A 20,105-nucleotide genomic window follows, 5' to 3' on the forward strand; every position below is an offset into this window, starting at 1 on the left:
TATCGGCAATTTGACTGCCTCATCAGGTATTTATGTTCTTATTTAAAGTTTAATCAAAATTTCATTTAGTGCTATGAACATTTAAACATAATAAATAGTCATTAAAGCAAATCGGATGTTCTAACTGAAAACCTGTTGTAGATAAATGTTTTGCATAAATTCTTTTACCTGAAATTTGGTTTGATTCTAAAGTTAATTCTGGCAATCCCAATTGTTTTTGAAACCACACAATAATTTCATGCAAAGGCAATGGTTGATTATTAGTCACAATATAGCTTGCTTGATGACTTTCGTAATCAGCCATAAAAGCCAAAAATTTTGATAAATCATCAATATGTATTCGATTGCTATAATGTATATTTGGATAACTTTGATGATTTTCAGCCATTTTTTTTAACCGGGCAATGGAAGTTCCATAAATACCTGTAGGGCGAACAATTACAGATTGAGTTGGATAGTATTTTTGCCAGAGTAGCTCCATATTACGCAATATATGGCCTTGTGCATCATTTGGATGAATTTCACTAAAATCATCAATGATCTCCCCTGCATTTTCACCATACACGCGCGTAGAAGAGACAACGATTATTTTTTTTACTGGATGTATTTTTAATGCTTCTCGAATCGGTTCAATACTATCTACATAAGTATGTTGATAGCCCTCAACCGTACTCTCGTTTGGAGAAAGTAAAATATATACGACATCCACAGGTTCAATTTCACTTAAATCGAGCGAAAAAATATCCTGAACAAGATGTGTTGCGTAACTATCCGTTTTTACACTACGGCTGATTGTGGTAATTTGATGTTCTTTCTCAAATAGTTGTTTAGCAACACGCTGAGATGTTTTACCATAACCGATAAATAATATATGCATAGAAAACTCGTTGAGGGGACATGACTTCAGTCCATCAGTTACAAGGCGTTGGATCGGCTTCAGCAGCCCTGCTCGAAAAACTAAATATTTTTACCACAGATGATTTACTGTTTCATCTGCCACGTGATTATGAAGACCGCAGTACGATTATTCCAATGAATCAACTTGTGGTTGGGCGGAGCTATTTACTCGAAGGAGAAGTCAAATCAATTGATTTCCCTCCGGGAAAGCGAAAATCTATGGCAGCCTTGGTGCAAGATGAATTCGGTAAAGTCACCTTACGCTTTTATCATATTTATAAAAACCTGACTGATAAAATAAAACCCGGTCATCGCTTACGTATTTTTGGTGAAGTCCGTGTAGGTGCTCGCGGCCTTGAGATGTATCATCCTGAAATTCAACTCATTCATGAACATACACCTCTACCAAAAACTCAGCTGACAGCAATTTATCCAAGTACCGATGGGTTAACTCAACCCAAATTACGCGAATATGTAAAACAAGCTTTAAAGCATCATAGTGATGCCTTACCAGAGCTACTCCCAAAGCAATATACCAATGGCTATGCGCTTAAAGAGGCTTTATATTATATTCATGAGCCTCCCGTTGATGCCAACATGCTGCAATTGGCTCAAGGCTCGCATCCTGCTCAGCAACGGCTTATTTTTGAAGAGTTGGTTGCACACCAAATTAGTTTACTTAATCGCCGTGCTTATATTCGTCAAATTGCGTCACCTGCTTTTTCAAGCAGTAAAGTATTAGCTAAAAAACTATTAGAAGCTTTACCATTTCAAATGACCAATGCACAAAAACGTGTATCTAAAGAAATTTTAAATGACTTAAAACAACATCAACCTATGCTACGTCTAGTACAAGGCGACGTAGGGGCTGGAAAGACCCTAGTTGCAGCTGTAGCCGCTTGCCATGCTTTAGAAGCAGATTGGCAGGTTGCATTAATGGCTCCGACTGAAATTCTTGCAGAACAACATTATTTAAACTTTAAACGTTGGTTTGAACCATTAGGTATTACCGTGGCATGGTTGTCTGGCAAACAAAAAGGTAAAGCCCGTGCCCAAGCAGAACAACAGATTAAAGAAGGCCACGCGGAACTTATTGTCGGTACACATGCCTTATTTCAAGATAATGTTGGCTTCGCTAAATTGGGGCTAGTGATTATTGATGAACAACATCGTTTTGGTGTAGACCAACGTTTAGCTTTACGCAATAAAGGTGCTGAGCAGTTCACTCCACATCAACTTGTAATGACGGCTACCCCTATTCCAAGAACTCTAGCAATGAGCGCTTATGGTGATTTGGATACATCCATAATTGATGAGTTACCTCCAGGCCGTACCCCAATTCAAACAGTTGCCATTCCTCTTGATCGTCGAGAGGAAGTGCTTCAACGTATTGCTTCGAATTGTAGAGATGGGAAACAGGCGTATTGGGTATGCACATTGGTTGAGCAGTCTGAGACTTTAGATGCTCAAGCAGCAGAAGCAACTTACCAAGAGATGAAAGAGCGCTTTCCTGAGCTCAACATTGGCTTGGTGCATGGCAAAATGAAAGCTGATGAAAAGCAAGCCGTCATGCAAGCATTTAAAAATAATGAATTACAACTTCTTATCGCAACGACAGTGATTGAAGTTGGAGTAGACGTTCCTAACTCTTCCATTATGGTGATTGAAAATGCCGAGCGTTTAGGGCTTTCTCAGCTACACCAATTACGAGGTCGCGTAGGTCGAGGTGCTCAAGCTAGTTTTTGCGTACTTTTATATAAAACGCCTCTCTCTCAAAATGGACAAGAGAGACTTTCTATTTTAAGAGAAAGTAATGATGGCTTTGTGATTGCAGAAAAAGATCTGGAATTACGTGGACCGGGTGAATTATTAGGGACTAAACAAACCGGAGATATGGGATTTAGAGTGGCTCGTTTAGAGCGAGATGATCACCTACTGAGTCAAGCCCACTATGTGGCACAGCAAGTTTTAAAAGATTATCCAGAACAGGCAGATGCTCTATTAAAACGTTGGCTTCCTGAGGCGCCTCGCTACGCCTATGTTTAATTTTTTAAACTTCCAACATCTTATTCAGTTATTTTCACCTTGCTCATTGTGCGAGTTAGGCACGCGAGAAAAATACTCGCTCTGTAAAGACTGTTGGGAACAGCTACCTTGGCTTAAACAAACGATTCAACGTAATAATCACTCTGTTCTTGTGGCTTGTAATTATGCTTATCCGGTTAACCGGATTATTCAGCAGTTTAAATATGAACAAAAATTACATTATCAGATCTTATTAGGTGAAATTTTAAAACAATTAAAATTTCCCAAGGTACAAGCGATCGTACCTATGCCAATTTCCAATCAACGTTTAATCGAGCGTGGTTTCAATCAATCCTTAGTACTCGCCAATATATTAAGCAAACACTTAAAAATACCTGTTTGGCAACCAATTCAACGCTTAAACGAGCACTCTCAAAAAGGACTTACTCGGCTAGAACGCTTTGAAAATATAGAACAACAATTTTTACCTCATCATCAAGAGAAACGACGTTATCGCCGTGTTCTCATTATTGATGACGTGATAACCACGGGAAGCTCTGTAAATGCGCTCAGTCAAGCCCTTAAACAATTAGGCTGTACATCCATTCATACGGCATGCTTAGCAGCAACGCCGAAGAGCTAAGCTATTGCACTGTAGATAAATACTCTTCACACCAAGGGATGACAATTTCTCGGGTCAATGGTGCAAGTTGAGTTTCCGAATCATTTAAATCTATCCACTTCATTTCTGCAATTTCAGCTGCAATTTTAGGGGCCTGATCAAGCTGAACAAGATATAAATGACTCACCAAAATATGATCTGGCTCATTGGCAGCTGCTGTTTCGAAATGACCAATAAATTGCTCAATCACACAAGAGCTTCCGACTTCTTCTAAAATTTCTCGCTGCATGGTGATCTCTGGTGCCTCATTAGGTTCCAGCTTGCCACCCACTTGCATAAAAGCGTGTGTATTACGCTTTCTTACAAGCAACAACTGATTTTGCTCATTTAAAATCACTGCGGCAGCGACCGTAATTGTTTTCACCTATTTAACCTCGTTTATGGTTGGACATCTGCGTTTGTCCATTTTGGAGCAGGAGCCTGATATTGCTCAAATTGTTGAAGAATATCTTCAATTTTGTCTGATGCGATCAATTTATCAACGAACCGTGCTTGGCTGAATCCATTATCCACCGTTCCTTGAATCATTTTAAGTAAATCTTCATAAAAGCCCGCTACATTTAAGAAAGCACATGGCTTTTGATGAATCCCTAATTGCGCCCACGTCCATTGTTCAAAGATTTCTTCCAATGTACCAGCGCCACCCGGCAAAGCAATAAAGCCATCTGAAAGATCCGCCATCTTGGTTTTACGCTCATGCATATTCTCAACCACATATAATCTGGTTAAGCCCGGATGAGCTAACTCACGATCAACTAAAGCACGAGGGATCACGCCAATGACTTGTCCACCTGCTTGTAAGGCGCTATCGGCCACCACACCCATTAGGCCTGAGCGACCACCACCATAAACCAAGGTCTTCCCTTGTTTTGCAATAGCCTTGCCTGTAGCTTGGGCAATTTTTTGGAAAATTGGGTTTGAACCAAGAGATGAACCACAGAAAATACAAATTGATTTCATAGTGTAAAAAACCGTTTTATTGAACTGTCATGCTGACAAACTAAACTATCGATAGAGTTTTTTTTTGCAAAATAGCGTATTGGCAAGTGTTTTTCGGCAAATCCTTGTCTAAAATACACCCATCCATTTCCATCAGACTGCGTGAGGAAAAAAGACACATGCTTGAAGCCTTTTATGCCACAGAACGCGGAAGTCTGGAAGATGCCACCATCAATGGTGGATTTGATCTACATCCCGAATTAGTCTGGCTTGATCTTATTGCACCCTCGCAAGAAGAGCAACAATGGGTATTAGATGCCTATGACCAAAATTTACCAACACTAAAGTCGCTTGAAGACATTTCATCTTCTGCACGATTTTACCGTGATGATGACGGTATTTTGCACATCAGTACTTATTTTTTAACGAAAAATAAAAATTATCAGGTGGATGGAGACGCTGAAGAGTCATCACATATGCTTGCCATGGTGCAAACCGTAGCTTTCATTTTACATAAAGACCGCCTCTTTACGATGCGTGGAGAAAAACTAGTTGCGTTTCGTGCCTTTCGTGCCCGTGCTCGCCGAAATGACTATGACATGGACTATAAAGATCCAACGTGGATTTTATTAGGCCTTCTTGAAGCAAAACTCGATGAGCTTGCGGATATCTTAGAAGATATCCACAAAGATTTAGAAAAATACTCCACCGAGGTTCTTAATAACCACCAACGTGAAAAAATTCTAGATCTCGATGACATGATTACACGCCTAGCTCAACAAGAAGACATGCTAGGGAAAGCGCAGCTTTGTCTCATTGATTTAAGACGTGTACTTACTTTCTTATCGCGTCCACGTGCATTAGGCAGTCATATTTATGATGCAGACATTCGAGAGCTCAGTGAAGATGTGCGCTCACTGGTAGAACATGATGCGTTCTTATTCCAAAAAGTACGATTCTTACTTGATACGACGTCTGGATTCATTAACACAGAACAGAATGACACGATTCGTCGATTCTCGATCTTACCAAGTATGTTAGCTCCTCCGATGCTTATTGCCAGTATTTACGGTATGAACACAGACGTATTACCTTTTGCACATGGTACGACCAGTTTCTTCGTTGTTTTGCTGATTATTATGGGTTTCTTTATTGGGCCGATCATTTATTTCCGCTGGAAAAAATGGATCTAAGCTTTGTAATAAAATGCTAATTTCGAGCATAAAAAAGCACCTAAATATAGGTGCTTTTTTACATCAAAAACATCAGATCATTTGCAGATCATCCTGCAAATGACAGGCTTGAATGATCTTCAGCATTTTTTCAGGGACATTTTTAAAATGCAAACCAGTATTTTTTGGAGTCTCTCGTAACCATTGAACTAAAACAGCCAATGCCAAAGTACTACCATGCTCAAGCTCAGTTAAATCCACCACAAGTGGGAAGCTTTGCTGCTTCTTTATGATGGCCAAACCTGCTTGATACTGTTGTTCCGTATTTTCAAAATCAATTTTTCCCGAAACAACCAATTGTTGGTTGAGATACTGAACCACACGTCACCTACTTATTTCTTTTTGTTTTGATTAACAGCTGCGTCTGCATCAGGTTGGAACGTAGCAATTGCTTTATTTAAATCACCGCCATTGCGTTTCACTGTTGCAGCAAACTGATTACGGAACTGTAATCCTAGATCAATACCAGAAACATTGATATTACGGATTTTCCATTGAGTACCTTTGTCAGCCAACTGGAAAGAAACAGGAATTTTTTCACCATTGTGATTAAAGTCCAATGTCACTACAGGGTTTTTACCCGCAGTTGCCTTGTAAGGACGCATGGTATAGCTTTGATTCGTATATTTAGCAAATGCGCTACCGTAATTTTCAATTAATGTATTACGGAAGTTTGTTTCAAACTGAGCACGCTGTGCAGCTGTACTATACTGATTCGTCGCATAAGTACCCATCACAATACGAGTGAACGCTTGTGAATCAACATATGGGTCTAAGTTCTGACGTACAATTGATTTTACTAAAGCAGGATTGTTCTGCAACTTAGCATGATCTGCTTTTAAACGAGCGATCAAGCCATCAGCAACACGCTTGATAAAATCAGGTGGTGCTTCTGAAGGTGCAGCAAAAGCTGTACCTGCAATCATAGTAGACAAAAGACTTGCTGTCAGGGTTTGTTTAAACAACGTATTCACCTGGAACCACTCCTTCAAATAAACTCTTACTCAACAAATGACGGCTGTGCACTGCTGTCGGTACTTGCAGGAGCTTTTTCTTCTGCTGAGGATGAACCAGCGGCAACTTTACCTGCGCCACCACCAGTAATAAATTTACTAATTAAATCTTCTAAATCCATGGTTCCTTGGGTATTTGAAATTGTATCGCCACGTTTAAGATAGTTTAAACCACCACCTGGAACGACTTTCAAATATTTCTCACCCAACAAACCATTGGTTGCAACCATTATATAAGCATCTTCATCAATACTGGTGATGGAGGACATGTTACTGATCAGTTGCTGTTCCATTGCTTTTTGTTGCTCTGGAGAAGCCTGCGTATAATCAGAACTATAACGTAGTTCATCTAAAGCATTTTTTTGAACTTCTTTTAGCTGCTCAGCATTAAAACTTGTCAATTTTCCATCTAAACCAAAGGTTACCGTAGCCAAACGCGTAACTGGATCAAGGGTAATTGAATCAACACGACCAATTGTGACACCGCTCATCGTTACTTTAGCACGAGGCTTTAAACCATTGACGTTATCAAACTGAGCCTTCATGGTATAACTATCATTTAAGTTGGTACCAACAAGGCCACTAACTTTCATGGCTAAAAAGAACAAGGCAATACCGAAGATAATAACAAAGATACCTACGGCCAGCTCACTACTACGTGATTTCATTAAATCCCTCCGAACATGACCGCAGTCAACACGAAATCAAAACCTAAAACACATAATGAAGAATATACAACTGTTCTCGTCATTGCAGTTGCGATTCCTTCTGGAGTCGGATCACACGCATATCCTTGATATACCGCAATCCATGTACATAACAAAGCAAACACAATACTTTTGATAATGCCATTTACGACATCATGCCCAAATTGCACGTTGTTTTGCATACCGCTCCAGAATGAGCCTTCATCGACGCCAAGAAAATCGACACCTACCATTTTACCGCCCACAATACCAATCGCAGCAAAAATGACAGTTAGCATCGGTAAACTGACCACTCCCGCCCAAAGACGTGGTGATACGATTTGTTTTAATGGGTCAACCCCGATCATTTCCATGCTGGCAAGTTGTTCACTTTGCTTCATTGAACCAATTTCTGCTGTTAATGCAGAACCTGCTCGACCAGCAAATAATAACGCAGCAACCACTGGTGCCAATTCACGCAGCAATGTTAAAGACACCATGGTGCCTAGCATTGATTCACTGCCGACGTTCACTAAAATTGAATATCCTTGTAAACCCAGTACCAAGCCAATAAATAGGCCCGACACAGTGATAATTAACAAAGACATCACCCCTACCCGATGCATTTGGTAAATAAATCGTCCAAACCCACCAGATGAAGGAAAAGAAAAAACAATTTGTAAGAGCATTAGTGCCGCAACACCAATCCCTCGAATCCGCTCAATAACGAGTCTACCTAACCAGGCAATCGTATTCATGGACGAACCTCGTTATCTAAATAGGCTTGATGACTAAATTGGTATTCAACCGGTCCTTCTGCCGAACCTGTTAAGAATTGGCGCACAAATGGAGAAGCATATGCCTGTAATTCTTCTGGCGTCCCTTCCCCCTGAATTTTTCCTTCTGCTACAACATAAATGTAGTCAGCAATAGAAAGGGTTTCGGGAACATCATGCGAAACAATAATTGTGGTTAAATCTAAAGCTTCTCGCAATGAACGTATTAAACGTGTCAATACACCTTTTACAATGGGGTCTTGCCCCGCAAAAGGTTCATCGTACATGATTAAATCAGGGTCAAGCGCTATCGCACGTGCCAAAGCAACACGACGGTTCATACCACCTGAGAGTTCTGTAGGCATTAATTGTTCAGAACCACGCAAACCAACTGATTCCAGTTTTAATGCAACCAGTTCAGCAATTAGATTTTCAGGAAGTTTGGTATGTGCTCGAATTGGAAATGCGACATTTTCATAGACCGACATATCCGTAAATAAAGCACCGCTCTGAAATAACATTCCCATACGCGCACGGGCTGAAAAAAGTTCCTGACGAGACATTTTTGCAATATCTTTACCGTCGAGCAGAACTTCGCCCTGATCAGGAACTAACTGTCCACCGATCAAACGTAATAATGTTGTTTTACCTGTACCAGAAGGTCCCATAATAGCCGTAATCTGGCCACGACGTATATTTAAACTAATATTGTCATAAATGACGCGTTCCCCTCGATTAAAACTCAAATTTTTCACTTCAATAAGTGGTTGAGTCGAGAGAGGAGTTTTATTATTCATAATGGCAATCGTTCCTGCACTTTTATGCACGCATACTATAACACTGAAAATTGGCAAACTTGTTGTTATTTTGACAAAAGCAAAGCTAACTTAGTTGGTAGAAATAGAAGAGGTATGTTCGTAAAAAGAGGTTAATTCAGAAATTTGAAACCGCTCAATAGAACTTCCAGTTATAAAAGCATAGGCAAAATAAACCCCATTACACAAAACAAGTGCAATAAAAAGATAAGGCAAGCCGTGCTGAACTAATAAGTTCTTCAACTGTGCCACTATTGTTTCTTTTCGTTTACTTTTACTCATTATTTAATAAAAAATTGAACCAATTCACACTTTGTTATTTTATAACAAAACTGGAAAATAAAAAAGGCCAGTATTTCTACTGGCCTTTCTTTAAACGAACTTTTGATTAACGGTCGAATTTACGACGCGGTTTATCATCAAAACTACGACGTGGACGATCTTCACCACCGAAGCTACGTTTTGGACGATCTTCGCCACCAAACGCTGGACGCTCACCACGTGGTTTATCATCAAAGCTACGACGCGGTTTATCGTTAAAACCACCTTCGCGACGTGGACGATCTGAGTTGAACTCACGACGTGGACGATCTTCGCCACCAAATGATGGACGCTCGCCACGAGGTTTATCATCAAAACTACGACGTGGACGATCTTCACCACCGAAACTACGTTTTGGACGATCACCAAAACCATTTTCACGACGTGGTTTGTAATCTACGCGGTTACCACGGTTGTCATCATTTGAGTCAAAACGCGGTTTATCGTTGAACCCACCTTCACGACGCGGACGATCTGAGTTGAACTCACGACGTGGACGATCTTCAAAACCACCTTCACGACGTGGGCGATCTGAATTGAACTCGCGACGTGGACGATCTTCACCACCGAATGGACGTTCACCACGTGGTTTGTCATCAAAGCTACGACGTGGACGGTCATCACGACCACCTTCACGGCGTTTGAAGTTGCTTTCGCCTTCAAAACGACGACCACCGCCAAAACCGCCACCACGACGACCATCACGACCACCGTTGCCGCCACGACCACGACCACCGCCATCACGACCTGAACGAGCAGGAGGTGGAGATGGCTCTAAGCCTTCAATTTCAGAAACACTTAAACGTGCATCTAAATAGTCTTCAAGCGCACGGATTTTACCGCGTTCACGATAAGTCGCTAAAGTAATTGCTTGACCTGTACGGCCAGCACGACCTGTACGACCAATACGGTGTACATAGTCTTCGTGTTTCATTGGTAAACCGAAGTTAATTACGTGAGAAATTGTCGGTACGTCAAGACCACGTGCAGCAACGTCAGTTGCTACCAAGATTTTTGCACGACCTTCACGAATACTACGTAAACGACGGTTACGAACTGTTTGTGGCATTGCACCGTGAAGTGCAACTACAGAGTGACCTGCTTCTGCAAGTTCTTCAGCCAACATATCTGTATCTTCTTGAGTGCTCGCGAATACAACCGCTTGATCAAGAGTTTCATCAGCCAACCAGTGAGTTAGAAGTTTCTTCTTGTGTTCGAAACCATCTGTCCAGTGTAAAGTTTGGGTGATGTCAGTGTTTGTACTGTGACCTGTTTCAATTGCAATACGCTCAGGTTCATTCATCATACGCTCAGCAAGACGAATAATACGGTCAGCGAAAGTTGCAGAGAACATTAATGTTTGACGACGGTTACCAGCTAAATCGCTGATCGCTTCTAAATCTTCAGAGAAGCCGAGGTCTAACATACGGTCAGCTTCGTCAACGATTAAAGCTTCAACTTTGTCTAGCTTTAATTGACGACGGTTAACTAAGTCTAATAAACGGCCAGGAGTCGCAACAATAACTTGCGCGCCTTTAAGTTGTTGGATTTGCTTACCAAAAGGCATACCACCCATGATTGCAGCAATACGAACACCTTTCATGTGACGTACGAAAGCAATCGCATCTTGGCTAACTTGTTGAGCCAATTCACGTGTTGGGCATAAAACTAAAATGTTAGGTTGGGTCACAGCTTTCATACGTTCTTTGAACGGAACAAAAGTTTCTTGACCAGCTAAATTATGTAATGTCGGTAATAAAAATGCCGCAGTTTTACCAGAACCAGTCTGGCTAGATACTAGAAGGTCTTTTCCTTCTAAAGCTGCAGGAATAGATTGTTCTTGCACAGGAGTCGGGGTAGTAAAACCTAAACCTTCAAGCGCTTGTTGTAAGGTTTCATGCAAAGAAAATTCGGCAAAAGTTTTGCTCATAGAGAGTTTCACCCTAGTGGGTGCTCCATTTTTAATAAATACAAAATAGACATCGGCACAAAGCGGCAAAGCAAAGTTAGCTGAAACGTTTTTTCAGCAGCAATCCGAGTAACGACGATGTGGACTAAACGCACGCTTGATTACGGCCGAACCTGAAGAATCGCTGAGCGATCGGGGCGCAAGAAATGGTCCTCTCTATGGACAGCGTGCGCTTACAATGAATAGAACAGAATGTTCAGGTAATGAACGGAAATTTAAGTGCGTGGGCGGATTATAGCAGAAAGAAATTAAAAGTCATGTGTTTTAATCAACTTTCTTCATATTTATTGAACTAAGTAAAATTTACCAATTACTTAAAAAATAAAACCCTCTGATAATAGAGGGTTTTATTTATAAATAATTAAATTATTTTGCAGCTTGACCCCAAGCTGGAACTACAGTTTGCATTAAAGGTTTTAGCATTTTGAGTGAACTTGCAAGCACTTGACCGTTTTCAAGAGACTCATTACCACCACGTGCGTCAACCACTACACCGCCCGCTTCTTTAATAATAAGCTCACCGGCAGCGATATCCCATGGTTTTAAACCAAGTTCAAAGAAACCATCAAAACGACCAGCAGCAACATATGCTAAATCTAGAGCAGCTGAACCACCACGACGAATTTGTGCGCCAGCTTGAGTAACAGCTAATAACGAAGCAAAGTGTTGTTCTGCGTAAGATACAATCTCACCAGCACGTTTAGCACGGTAAGGATGGCCTACTGCCAAGAATGTATTTTCTAAAGTATCTTTTACATTTACACGGATACGGCGTTGGTTCATCACCGCACCGCGACCGCGGCTTGCAGAGAATAATTCGTCACGTACTGGGTCGTAGATTACGCCGTGTTGAGTAACGCCTTTATGCTGAACTGCAATAGAAATACAGAAATGAGGGAAACCATTAATAAAGTTTTGGGTGCCATCAAGCGGGTCGATTACCCAGCACCAGTCTGCATCATGGCCTTTGCCTTCTTGCAAACCGAACTCTTCACCTAAGAAGCTATGGTTTTTATAACTTTTACGTAATGTATCAATCGTCAATTGTTCCAAATAACGATCTACACGTGTTACTGGGCCATCAATGCCTTTCTCTTCAACTTGCAAATCGAGTTTATGACGATTTTGATGCGCTTTTAAAAGCTCTTGACCAACTGTTTGAGCCGCACGCGCAGCCATAACCACCATAGGTTCCATTGAACACCCACTACAATACAAATTTGAAGATTTTGACAAAGAATAATGCATAAAAGCGCATACATTTTAGCAAATGAATGCGCTTTAGGGGAAAAAATGTTTCAAAAATTTTATTAAAGGCTTAAACCACCTGATTTAGCTTAAGCCAAGCTCGCTCAATTGAGTTTAAAATACCTTTAGCATCTAACCCACAATCTTGTAGCATTTGACCATGTGATGCCTGTTGTAAGAACAAATCTGGCAGACCTAAATTGATAATAGGCTTCACAATTTGTTCTTGTGCCATGAACTCATTTACCGCACTGCCTGCACCACCCATAATTGCGTGTTCTTCAACAGTTACAAATAATTGTGTATGTTCAGCCAAATCACGAATAATTTTTTCATCCAGTGGTTTCACAAAACGCATATTTACAACACGTACGCCAACATCATGTTTTTGTGCAAACTGCTCAGCAGCTTCTATGGCAACCATAACGCGACTACCAAACGCTAAAATCGTAATCTGCTCATCACAAGCAGATTTAATTTCAGCAACTACTTCTGCCTTACCTAACTCAATAGCAGTTAGCTCTTGCTGAATTTCAACGCCTACCCCAGCACCACGAGGATAACGTACTGCTGCTGGTCCATTATAAGCATAGGCAGTGTGCAACATTTGGCGGCATTCATTTTCATCTTTTGGTGCCATGATGACCATGTTCGGAACTGTACGCATATATGCATAGTCATATGCACCAGCATGAGTTGGACCATCTTCACCAACCAAGCCTGCACGGTCAATTCCAAAAGTCACATCAAGATTTTGTAATGCGACATCATGAATAAGCTGGTCGTAACCACGCTGTAAGAATGTTGAATAGATCGCAACAACAGGTTTTAACCCTTCACAAGCCATGCCTGCTGCAAGTGTTACTGCATGCTGTTCGGCAATTGCAACATCGAAGAAACGTTTTGGAAATTCTTTAGCAAACTTAACCATGCCCGAACCTTCACACATGGCTGGGGTAATCGCTAATAAACGTTCATCTTGTGCAGCTTCGTCACACAACCATTGACCAAATACATCAGAATATTTTGGTGGTGTTTTACCTGCAGAAGTTGCATTAATTTTGCCAATTGCATGATAGGTAATTGGGTCAGCTTCTGCCGGAGTAAAGCCTTTACCTTTTTTAGTATAGACGTGGACTAAGCGTGGACCTTTACGTTTTTTCAAAGCATTAAATACTTGAACAAGTTGATTTACATCATGTCCATCGAAAGGACCGAAGTAATCAAAACCAATCGCTTTAAATAAATTATCGGCCGCATCTGTTGCCGATTGATGTAAACGAGAGTTGTACGTCCATTTCGGATGTGGCTGTACATACGCCTCGCCATGTTCATCGACATTAACTAAATGGCCTTTTTCCCAAATTGCAGCTAAATGCTTAGCAAAACCACCTGTACTGCAAGAAATCGACATGTCATTGTCATTAAGTACAACAATTAAATCGGCATCGTGTGCCACAGCATCGTTCATGGCTTCAAATGCCATACCTGCTGTCATTGCGCCATCACCCACAATACAAACGACTTCACATGGGTCATTTTGATAGCGACGTGCTAAAGACATTCCTAAACCGGCTGAAATTGCAGTTGATGAATGCCCTACACCAAAAGTATCAAAAACTGATTCTTCTCTAGCTGGAAATGCTGCTAAACCGTTCTTAGCACGGATTGTTGTCATTTGCTCACGGCGACCAGTCAAGACTTTGTGTGGATACGCCTGATGTCCTACATCCCAAACTAATCGGTCATTTGGAGTATTAAAGCAATAATGCAGCGCAACCGTCAGCTCAACCACGCCGAGGTTAGCACCGAAATGGCCACCACTCTGGCCTGCTGCATATAAAATATATTGACGCAACTCATCAGCCACTTGAACCAATTGGCTATGCTCGAGCTGACGTAATTGTTGAGGATGATCAATTGCATCTAACAATGGCGTAACAGGGCGTTGAGTTGGAATTTCGGTATACAACATATGTGGCAAAGCCTTTATAAGCCTGGCAAATCCTAAGCTGGGTCAAAATGGGTCGATCATACAATCGAATGAAGTCACCTTCAATCAGCCACATTTGCGAACGAGGTCATGCAAAGCAGTCTCTCATACAGTATGGGTATGGTTGGCAGATTATCCTGAATAATCTGACTATTTATCAACTATTATCGTCTTCTTTATACAAAAAAGAAAACCTTAGTGCTCAAAATGATTATGACAATTCGACCAATCTCCCAGCATTACGCTATACTTTAAACCGTTTTCGGTTAAAAGATGAGTTAATCTGTGCCTATAGAGTTCATTGCAACATCAAAACTCCCGACCGCTTTTGGTGAATTCAATATTTCTGTGTTTCAAGATCCAGTATCAGGTGAAGAACATGTGGCACTTTCTAAAGGGTTAGAAAATCCACCCACAGGCCCTGTTTTAGTACGTGTTCATTCAGAATGCTTAACAGGTGATGCTTTTGCATCATTAAAATGTGACTGCGGCCCTCAATTACAGGCAACTCAAAAGCTCATTAACGAAGCAGGTCAAGGCGTTATTTTATATTTACGTCAAGAAGGACGTGGTATTGGGCTTACAAATAAAATTCGTGCGTATGCCTTACAAGATCAAGGTCATGACACGGTAGATGCAAATTTACTTTTAAATTTGCCAGCTGATGCGCGCCGTTATGACATGTGTAGCATTATGCTTGATCATTTAAAAGTAAAAGAAGTTAAGTTAATTACTAACAATCCTTTGAAAATTCAGGCACTCAAGGATCAAGGTATTAATGTGGTTGGTCGTGTTCCGTTAACGGTTGGACGTAATCCTTTTAATGAACAATATTTAAAAACTAAACGTGAACGCATGGATCACCTTTATCAAAAAGATGATTTCTAAAACAAAATTATAAATTTAAAAATAATTGGAAGGGATTTTTAAGACATTTCTTAAAAATCCCTTACTTTTTTTATGGTTTTGTGTTTTGATGTATCTATCTCCTATCTCAATCATCTTTGAGGGTCACTATGCAACATCCGACTTCAACAGATATACAACGTGTCCGCGAATTCCTCCTCGATTTACAAGCTCGTATTTGTGCTGGTTTAGAACAACAAGAAAAAGCTGGTGGTGGTACGGGTGAATTCATTATTGATGATTGGGAACGTCCAGAAGGTGGTGGCGGTCGTTCACGAGTTTTACAAAATGGCACCGTGATTGAAAAAGGTGGTGTGATGTTTTCTCACATCAATATTAGTAAACTGCCCGCTTCTGCTACAGAAAGACATCCTCAAATTGCTGGTGCTAAAGCACAAGCGCTCGGTGTGTCATTAGTCATTCACCCTAAAAACCCGAATATTCCAACCTCCCATGCCAATGTACGTTTATTCGTTGCAGAGCCTGAAGGACAAGATCCAATTTGGTGGTTTGGCGGTGGTTTTGACTTAACACCGTTCTATCCAGATGAACAGGATGTTATCGATTGGCATCAAGCCGCATATGACCTATGCCAGCCTTTTGGTGACAATGTCTACGCTGAACATAAAAAATGGTGTGATGACTATTTCTATCTAAAACATCGAGATGAACAGCGTGGTGTCGGTGGTTTATTCTTTGATGATTTAAATTGCTGGGATTTCGAAACCTGCTTTAAATATATCCAAGCTGTAGGCAATGGTTATTTAAATGCCATTCTGCCAATTTTTGAAAAACATCGTGAACAGCCTTATACCGAAGCTCAACGAGAGTTCCAGCTTTACCGTCGTGGTCGTTATGTCGAATATAATTTAGTCTATGACCGCGGAACATTGTTTGGTTTACAAACAGGTGGACGTATTGAGTCTATTTTAGTCAGCCTGCCTAATCTTGCAGCTTGGTCATATCGTCCAGAATGGGATGAAGACTCACCAGAGAAACGTTTGACCGACTATTACTTAAAACCACGTGACTGGTTAAACCTAAAAGAAAAAGTCGCTTAATTTTTTGCTTTTTGGAGATTCTTTGGCTTCCACCCTAAAGAATCTCCTTTTTTATTTTCAATTTTTTGGATCTCATTCAAATATTTTTTCTTATTAAAATTTGGCTTATAGTGAGGCCTGCTGAAAATTCAGTACAGACTTTATCTGCCTCATGCCATTTTAAAATTTTGGATATAAGAATGACCAAACAGTTTGCAGTAATTGGCAACCCCATCGAACAATCACGCTCTCCTGAATTGCATCACGCTTTCGCTCAAAAAACAGGTGTTGACCTAAATTACCAAAAACGTCTCGCGCCTCTTGAGGGTTTCGAGCCAAGTATGCGTAGTTTCTTTGAAAATGGCGGGAGTGGCATGAACGTTACCGTGCCGTTTAAAGAACAGGCATTTGCTTTGTGTGATGTGCTGACTGAACGTGCTCAAATTGCTAAAGCTGTAAATACGTTATGGATGGAAGATGGCAAATTGCATGGTGACAATACAGATGGCCAAGGCTTAGTTGCCGCAATTCAAGCTTTAGATTGGAACTTAGAAAATACAGCTATTTTAATTTTAGGGGCTGGTGGTGCAACTCGCGGTGTTATTTACCCGCTTGTGCAGGCTGGTGCTAAAAAGATTGTGATTGCAAACCGGACTCTTGCTCGTGCTGAACAACTTGTAAATGACCTAAAAGCAGCAGTTCCGCAAGCTCAATTGCAAGCAGTTTCTCTAAATGAGCTAGAAGGGAAATTTGATATTGTAATTAATGCAACTTCTGCAAGCCTGTCTGGTGATGCATTACAACTACCAGAAAGTCTAGAGTTCAAATATGCCTATGAGATGGCCTATGGCAAGCCATCTAGCTTCCTTGATCAAGCAAAACAACGCAATGTGCCTTATGCAGAAGGTTTTGGCATGCTAGTTGGCCAAGCCATTGAAGCCTTCTATATCTGGAATGGCGTAAAGCCAGAATTAAAAGATTTTCTATAAGTCAAAAAAAGAACCTACACGAAGTAGGTTCTTTTTTTATCTCATCTATTATTTTTTAGCTGTAACCATCTGCTTATAAACATCTCGGAAAATCTCATAATCAATAAATTCATTATGTTCAGGTTTTAAATTCTGAATTGTTTTTTCCGTAAGTTGCTGTTTGCGAGCAGCGACATAAACTTTACCTAAAATATCAGCTGTTTCTGACAACAAGTGTTTTTCTTCATCAGAACTACCATTTTGTTTTTCAAACTCTAATTGATACTGTTTTGAGAAAAGCTGTTCAGGTTGCTTATATTGTTTCTGTAGTTTTTGCCATGCTTCACGCCCAGCTTCACCTTGTATTGTTGTGATCACAATATGGTCCACAGCTCGGCCTAAGTCATTATCAAATTGGTCTTCTTGCTCAAGATGATGTTTTTTCTGCAATGTCTCAATACGTTCTAAAGCTTTACCTTGAGGGTTATAAGTTTCCTCTTCAGAGAACCAGTAAGCATAAACCTCGGCAATTTCTTGCAACTGTTGAACTGAATAATAATGAATATATGACGGTTTTTCGGCAGTCAATTTTGCAATAAACACAGCCTTATACGTTTTGTCATAAGCACGTGTTGCATCATAAGTTTGGTTAGCCAACAGCGCTAGAGTCGAGTCTAAATCTTGTACATCGCTATGTGCACCAACTGGATGCTCAGAAACATCACCCTGTCCAAGTTTTTCACTAAATCCTTTTACGAAGTTTTCAAATAAAGAACCTTTGCTTGCCTCTGCAACTGATTTAGCCTGTTTAAGCTGCTGCTGATTAATTGGGGTCGCTTTACCATAATTGAGAATTTGCATGTCTGCTTTAATATTAAAGCGATGGTTAAATTCAGCTGGTGTATACGCAATATCATAATCCGCGTTGACTAAACGGCCCTTTTCATCCAGTCCGACATCAATCGCAACCGGATTTCTTTGTTTTGGTAAAGCTTGTTCAATTTCTGCCTTATGCTTGTTCCATAGAGCTTTGAATGCTTCATCATCAACAAACTGGTTTTGATCATAAGCAGCAAAAGTTTGTTTCAACGCAGCTTGACGAGCTTTAATCTGAGTTTTTTCGGTATTTCCAGCGCTCTGATCAAGCACATCAATACCGTAAATTTGACAGTAATTAATATCACCTAAGGCAACGGGACTTTTTTGAGACTGTAATTCAACACACTGATCTTCTGTAAGTGAAGCCACTTCTTCATCTTGTGTGACTTCTTCAGCATCTGCTACAGCAACATCTTCGGCTTGAGCCGTATCAGAAGCTTCCTCTTCGGCTGCACCAGCTTGAACTGCACTTGATTGGTCTTCATCATACTCAGAATCTAAAGCATTACCGAAATGAGCATTAATCAGTGAGTAAAGTTGTTGGCTAACTGCTGCTGCATCTTCTGAAGAAACTTTCTGCTCTTCAGCACCACTTACCTTTCTCTTCGCTTCCGAAGCAGCTAATTCAGTTGCTATAGATTCGGCAATTTTTTCTTCATCAAAACCGAAAACATTTTTTTGCAGATATTTAGCATTGACCTGACTATAGAGCTCCGATTGTAGCAATAACGCTTCAACCGTATCTTTTAAACGAATTTTTTCTACAATTCCCGCTTTACGCTCAGCGTCACTAACTGATAAACGCTGTAAATTTTGTGGTTCAGCCAAACGATAAGATACAGCGCCAGAAGCTTTCGCATATTCAACGAATTTCTTCATATCGACATTCGTAAACAGATTTTTATACTTTGAAAAATCGACATACGCTAAATTATTTTGATTATCTTTATTGACCAGATAAGGCATTAATCCAAAATAATTAACGTAAAATTTATAATCTTTCAGATCAAGTACCATTGGCAATTTTGCCTGTACCAAAAGTGTCGGTTTTTCATACCTTGCTGTAAGGTTTAAAGACCCCATTTTTTGACGATAATGAACCGAACCATCGTAACTAAATTGAAGATCATTTAATAAATTAATTAATACGGCGTTTACTTTTTCTGAGCGTGATTCACCGGAAATGCCTGAATCCGCTTGCTCATTTGCAATTGCGGCATACAGCGCCTGCTTCTGTTTTTTATTCAAATTAATTTTTTGTTCACGTAAATATTGATCTACTTTTTTTTGCACTGCAGCATCTAGCTGCACTGTTTTTTCTACATTATTTATTTTTTTTGACTGATTTGGATCAACACTAACTTTAAAATGCCCACGATAGTCATAGCTTGGGTATTCATATATTGCATTCATACCCTGAATGACTTTTTGATCTAACTGAGTAGATGCTACCGATGGACGTAGGTTATGCTGCGCACAAGCGGTCAAACCCAAACTAAATAAACATAAACTGAGATATTTTAAATGCATAACCTTTTTTAAAACCTTATCGCTTTATCTTTTTAACAAAACTTGCTAAAAATAAGAAAATTAGTTGTTTTTTCACATAAAAGTATAAGTCCTGAATGTAGCAGAAATTATAATTTCAGGTGTATTTATTTTCGACAAAATTCGCTTTTCTGACATTTCTTTCGGGTGCGATTAACATTGTATTTT

19 protein-coding genes are annotated in these 20,105 nt (G+C 40.2%); 6 read left to right on the top strand and 13 right to left on the bottom strand.

What is annotated here, in order from left to right; genetic code table 11:
* Positions 1-61 precede the first annotated feature (61 nt).
* Positions 62-877, bottom strand: a complete 816-nt coding sequence (locus RMB06_RS08220) for an NAD-dependent epimerase/dehydratase family protein (protein ID WP_311079038.1) — start codon at positions 875-877, stop codon at positions 62-64.
* A 20-nt stretch (positions 878-897) separates the two neighbouring features.
* On the opposite strand from RMB06_RS08220, the gene recG reads away from it, so the two are divergent.
* Positions 898-2,943 carry an ATP-dependent DNA helicase RecG gene (gene recG / locus RMB06_RS08225; RefSeq protein WP_311079039.1) on the top strand — a complete coding sequence of 682 codons (2,046 nt, stop codon included), beginning with the start codon at positions 898-900 and terminating at the stop codon, positions 2,941-2,943.
* Positions 2,936-3,565 (top strand): phosphoribosyltransferase family protein, encoded by a 630-nt coding sequence (locus RMB06_RS08230; protein ID WP_311079040.1) that lies wholly within the window; start codon positions 2,936-2,938, stop codon positions 3,563-3,565. The genes recG and RMB06_RS08230 overlap by 8 nt, the downstream gene beginning before the upstream one ends.
* Before the next feature lies 1 nt (position 3,566).
* Here RMB06_RS08230 and RMB06_RS08235 read toward each other — a convergent pair whose 3' ends face one another.
* A complete protein-coding gene (locus tag RMB06_RS08235) occupies positions 3,567-3,968 on the bottom strand; it encodes an NUDIX domain-containing protein (RefSeq protein ID WP_002116701.1) in 402 nt (133 codons plus the stop codon).
* Positions 3,969-3,982: 14 nt separating this feature from the next.
* Entirely contained in the window at positions 3,983-4,564 is a 582-nt protein-coding gene (locus tag RMB06_RS08240; protein ID WP_311079041.1) for a TIGR00730 family Rossman fold protein, read from the bottom strand.
* Positions 4,565-4,722: 158 nt separating this feature from the next.
* Between RMB06_RS08240 and RMB06_RS08245 the strand changes: the two genes are divergently transcribed.
* Positions 4,723-5,736, top strand: coding sequence for a magnesium and cobalt transport protein CorA (locus tag RMB06_RS08245; RefSeq protein ID WP_002116978.1), 1,014 nt, complete (start codon positions 4,723-4,725; stop codon positions 5,734-5,736).
* A gap of 72 nt (positions 5,737-5,808) precedes the next feature.
* Here RMB06_RS08245 and RMB06_RS08250 read toward each other — a convergent pair whose 3' ends face one another.
* The 9 genes from RMB06_RS08250 to dxs form a co-directional block, all read right to left on the bottom strand.
* Positions 5,809-6,096: an STAS domain-containing protein gene (locus RMB06_RS08250; protein ID WP_311079042.1), complete on the bottom strand. Its 288-nt coding sequence runs from the start codon at positions 6,094-6,096 to the stop codon at positions 5,809-5,811.
* Between the two features lie 11 nt (positions 6,097-6,107).
* Positions 6,108-6,749 carry a phospholipid-binding protein MlaC gene (locus RMB06_RS08255; RefSeq protein ID WP_002116826.1) on the bottom strand — a complete coding sequence of 214 codons (642 nt, stop codon included), beginning with the start codon at positions 6,747-6,749 and terminating at the stop codon, positions 6,108-6,110.
* Between the two features lie 26 nt (positions 6,750-6,775).
* Positions 6,776-7,456 carry an outer membrane lipid asymmetry maintenance protein MlaD gene (locus RMB06_RS08260; protein WP_005067241.1) on the bottom strand — a complete coding sequence of 227 codons (681 nt, stop codon included), beginning with the start codon at positions 7,454-7,456 and terminating at the stop codon, positions 6,776-6,778.
* Positions 7,456-8,232 carry a lipid asymmetry maintenance ABC transporter permease subunit MlaE gene (gene mlaE, locus RMB06_RS08265; RefSeq protein WP_002117010.1) on the bottom strand — a complete coding sequence of 259 codons (777 nt, stop codon included), beginning with the start codon at positions 8,230-8,232 and terminating at the stop codon, positions 7,456-7,458. The genes RMB06_RS08260 and mlaE overlap by 1 nt, the downstream gene beginning before the upstream one ends.
* On the bottom strand, positions 8,229-9,047 hold the full coding sequence (locus RMB06_RS08270) for an ABC transporter ATP-binding protein (protein ID WP_002116999.1): 819 nt from the start codon (positions 9,045-9,047) through the stop codon (positions 8,229-8,231). The genes mlaE and RMB06_RS08270 overlap by 4 nt, the downstream gene beginning before the upstream one ends.
* Before the next feature lie 90 nt (positions 9,048-9,137).
* Positions 9,138-9,347: a hypothetical protein gene (locus RMB06_RS08275; RefSeq protein ID WP_311079043.1), complete on the bottom strand. Its 210-nt coding sequence runs from the start codon at positions 9,345-9,347 to the stop codon at positions 9,138-9,140.
* A 106-nt stretch (positions 9,348-9,453) separates the two neighbouring features.
* Positions 9,454-11,316 (bottom strand): DEAD/DEAH box helicase, encoded by a 1,863-nt coding sequence (locus RMB06_RS08280; RefSeq protein WP_016143582.1) that lies wholly within the window; start codon positions 11,314-11,316, stop codon positions 9,454-9,456.
* Positions 11,317-11,721: 405 nt separating this feature from the next.
* A complete protein-coding gene (locus RMB06_RS08285; protein WP_002117045.1) occupies positions 11,722-12,552 on the bottom strand; it encodes an inositol monophosphatase family protein in 831 nt (276 codons plus the stop codon).
* A 121-nt stretch (positions 12,553-12,673) separates the two neighbouring features.
* Positions 12,674-14,578: a 1-deoxy-D-xylulose-5-phosphate synthase gene (dxs, locus tag RMB06_RS08290; RefSeq protein ID WP_039766860.1), complete on the bottom strand. Its 1,905-nt coding sequence runs from the start codon at positions 14,576-14,578 to the stop codon at positions 12,674-12,676.
* Between the two features lie 303 nt (positions 14,579-14,881).
* Here dxs and ribA point away from each other — a divergent pair, with 303 nt between their 5' ends.
* From ribA to aroE, 3 genes are all read left to right on the top strand, one after another.
* Positions 14,882-15,484, top strand: a complete 603-nt coding sequence (gene ribA, locus RMB06_RS08295) for a GTP cyclohydrolase II (RefSeq protein WP_002116908.1) — start codon at positions 14,882-14,884, stop codon at positions 15,482-15,484.
* Positions 15,485-15,612: 128 nt separating this feature from the next.
* Positions 15,613-16,563, top strand: coding sequence for an oxygen-dependent coproporphyrinogen oxidase (hemF, locus tag RMB06_RS08300; RefSeq protein WP_019767450.1), 951 nt, complete (start codon positions 15,613-15,615; stop codon positions 16,561-16,563).
* Between the two features lie 179 nt (positions 16,564-16,742).
* Positions 16,743-17,531, top strand: coding sequence for a shikimate dehydrogenase (gene aroE, locus RMB06_RS08305; protein WP_311079044.1), 789 nt, complete (start codon positions 16,743-16,745; stop codon positions 17,529-17,531).
* 48 nt (positions 17,532-17,579) lie between these two features.
* Here the strand turns inward: aroE and RMB06_RS08310 are convergent, their stop codons facing one another.
* Positions 17,580-19,919 (bottom strand): hypothetical protein, encoded by a 2,340-nt coding sequence (locus RMB06_RS08310; protein WP_311079045.1) that lies wholly within the window; start codon positions 19,917-19,919, stop codon positions 17,580-17,582.
* Between the last annotated feature and the right edge of the window lie 186 nt (positions 19,920-20,105).

Origin of the sequence: Acinetobacter sp. V104_13 (assembly GCF_031798995.1) — a bacterium.
In the GTDB taxonomy this organism is placed as follows: Bacteria; Pseudomonadota; Gammaproteobacteria; order Pseudomonadales; family Moraxellaceae; genus Acinetobacter; species Acinetobacter pittii.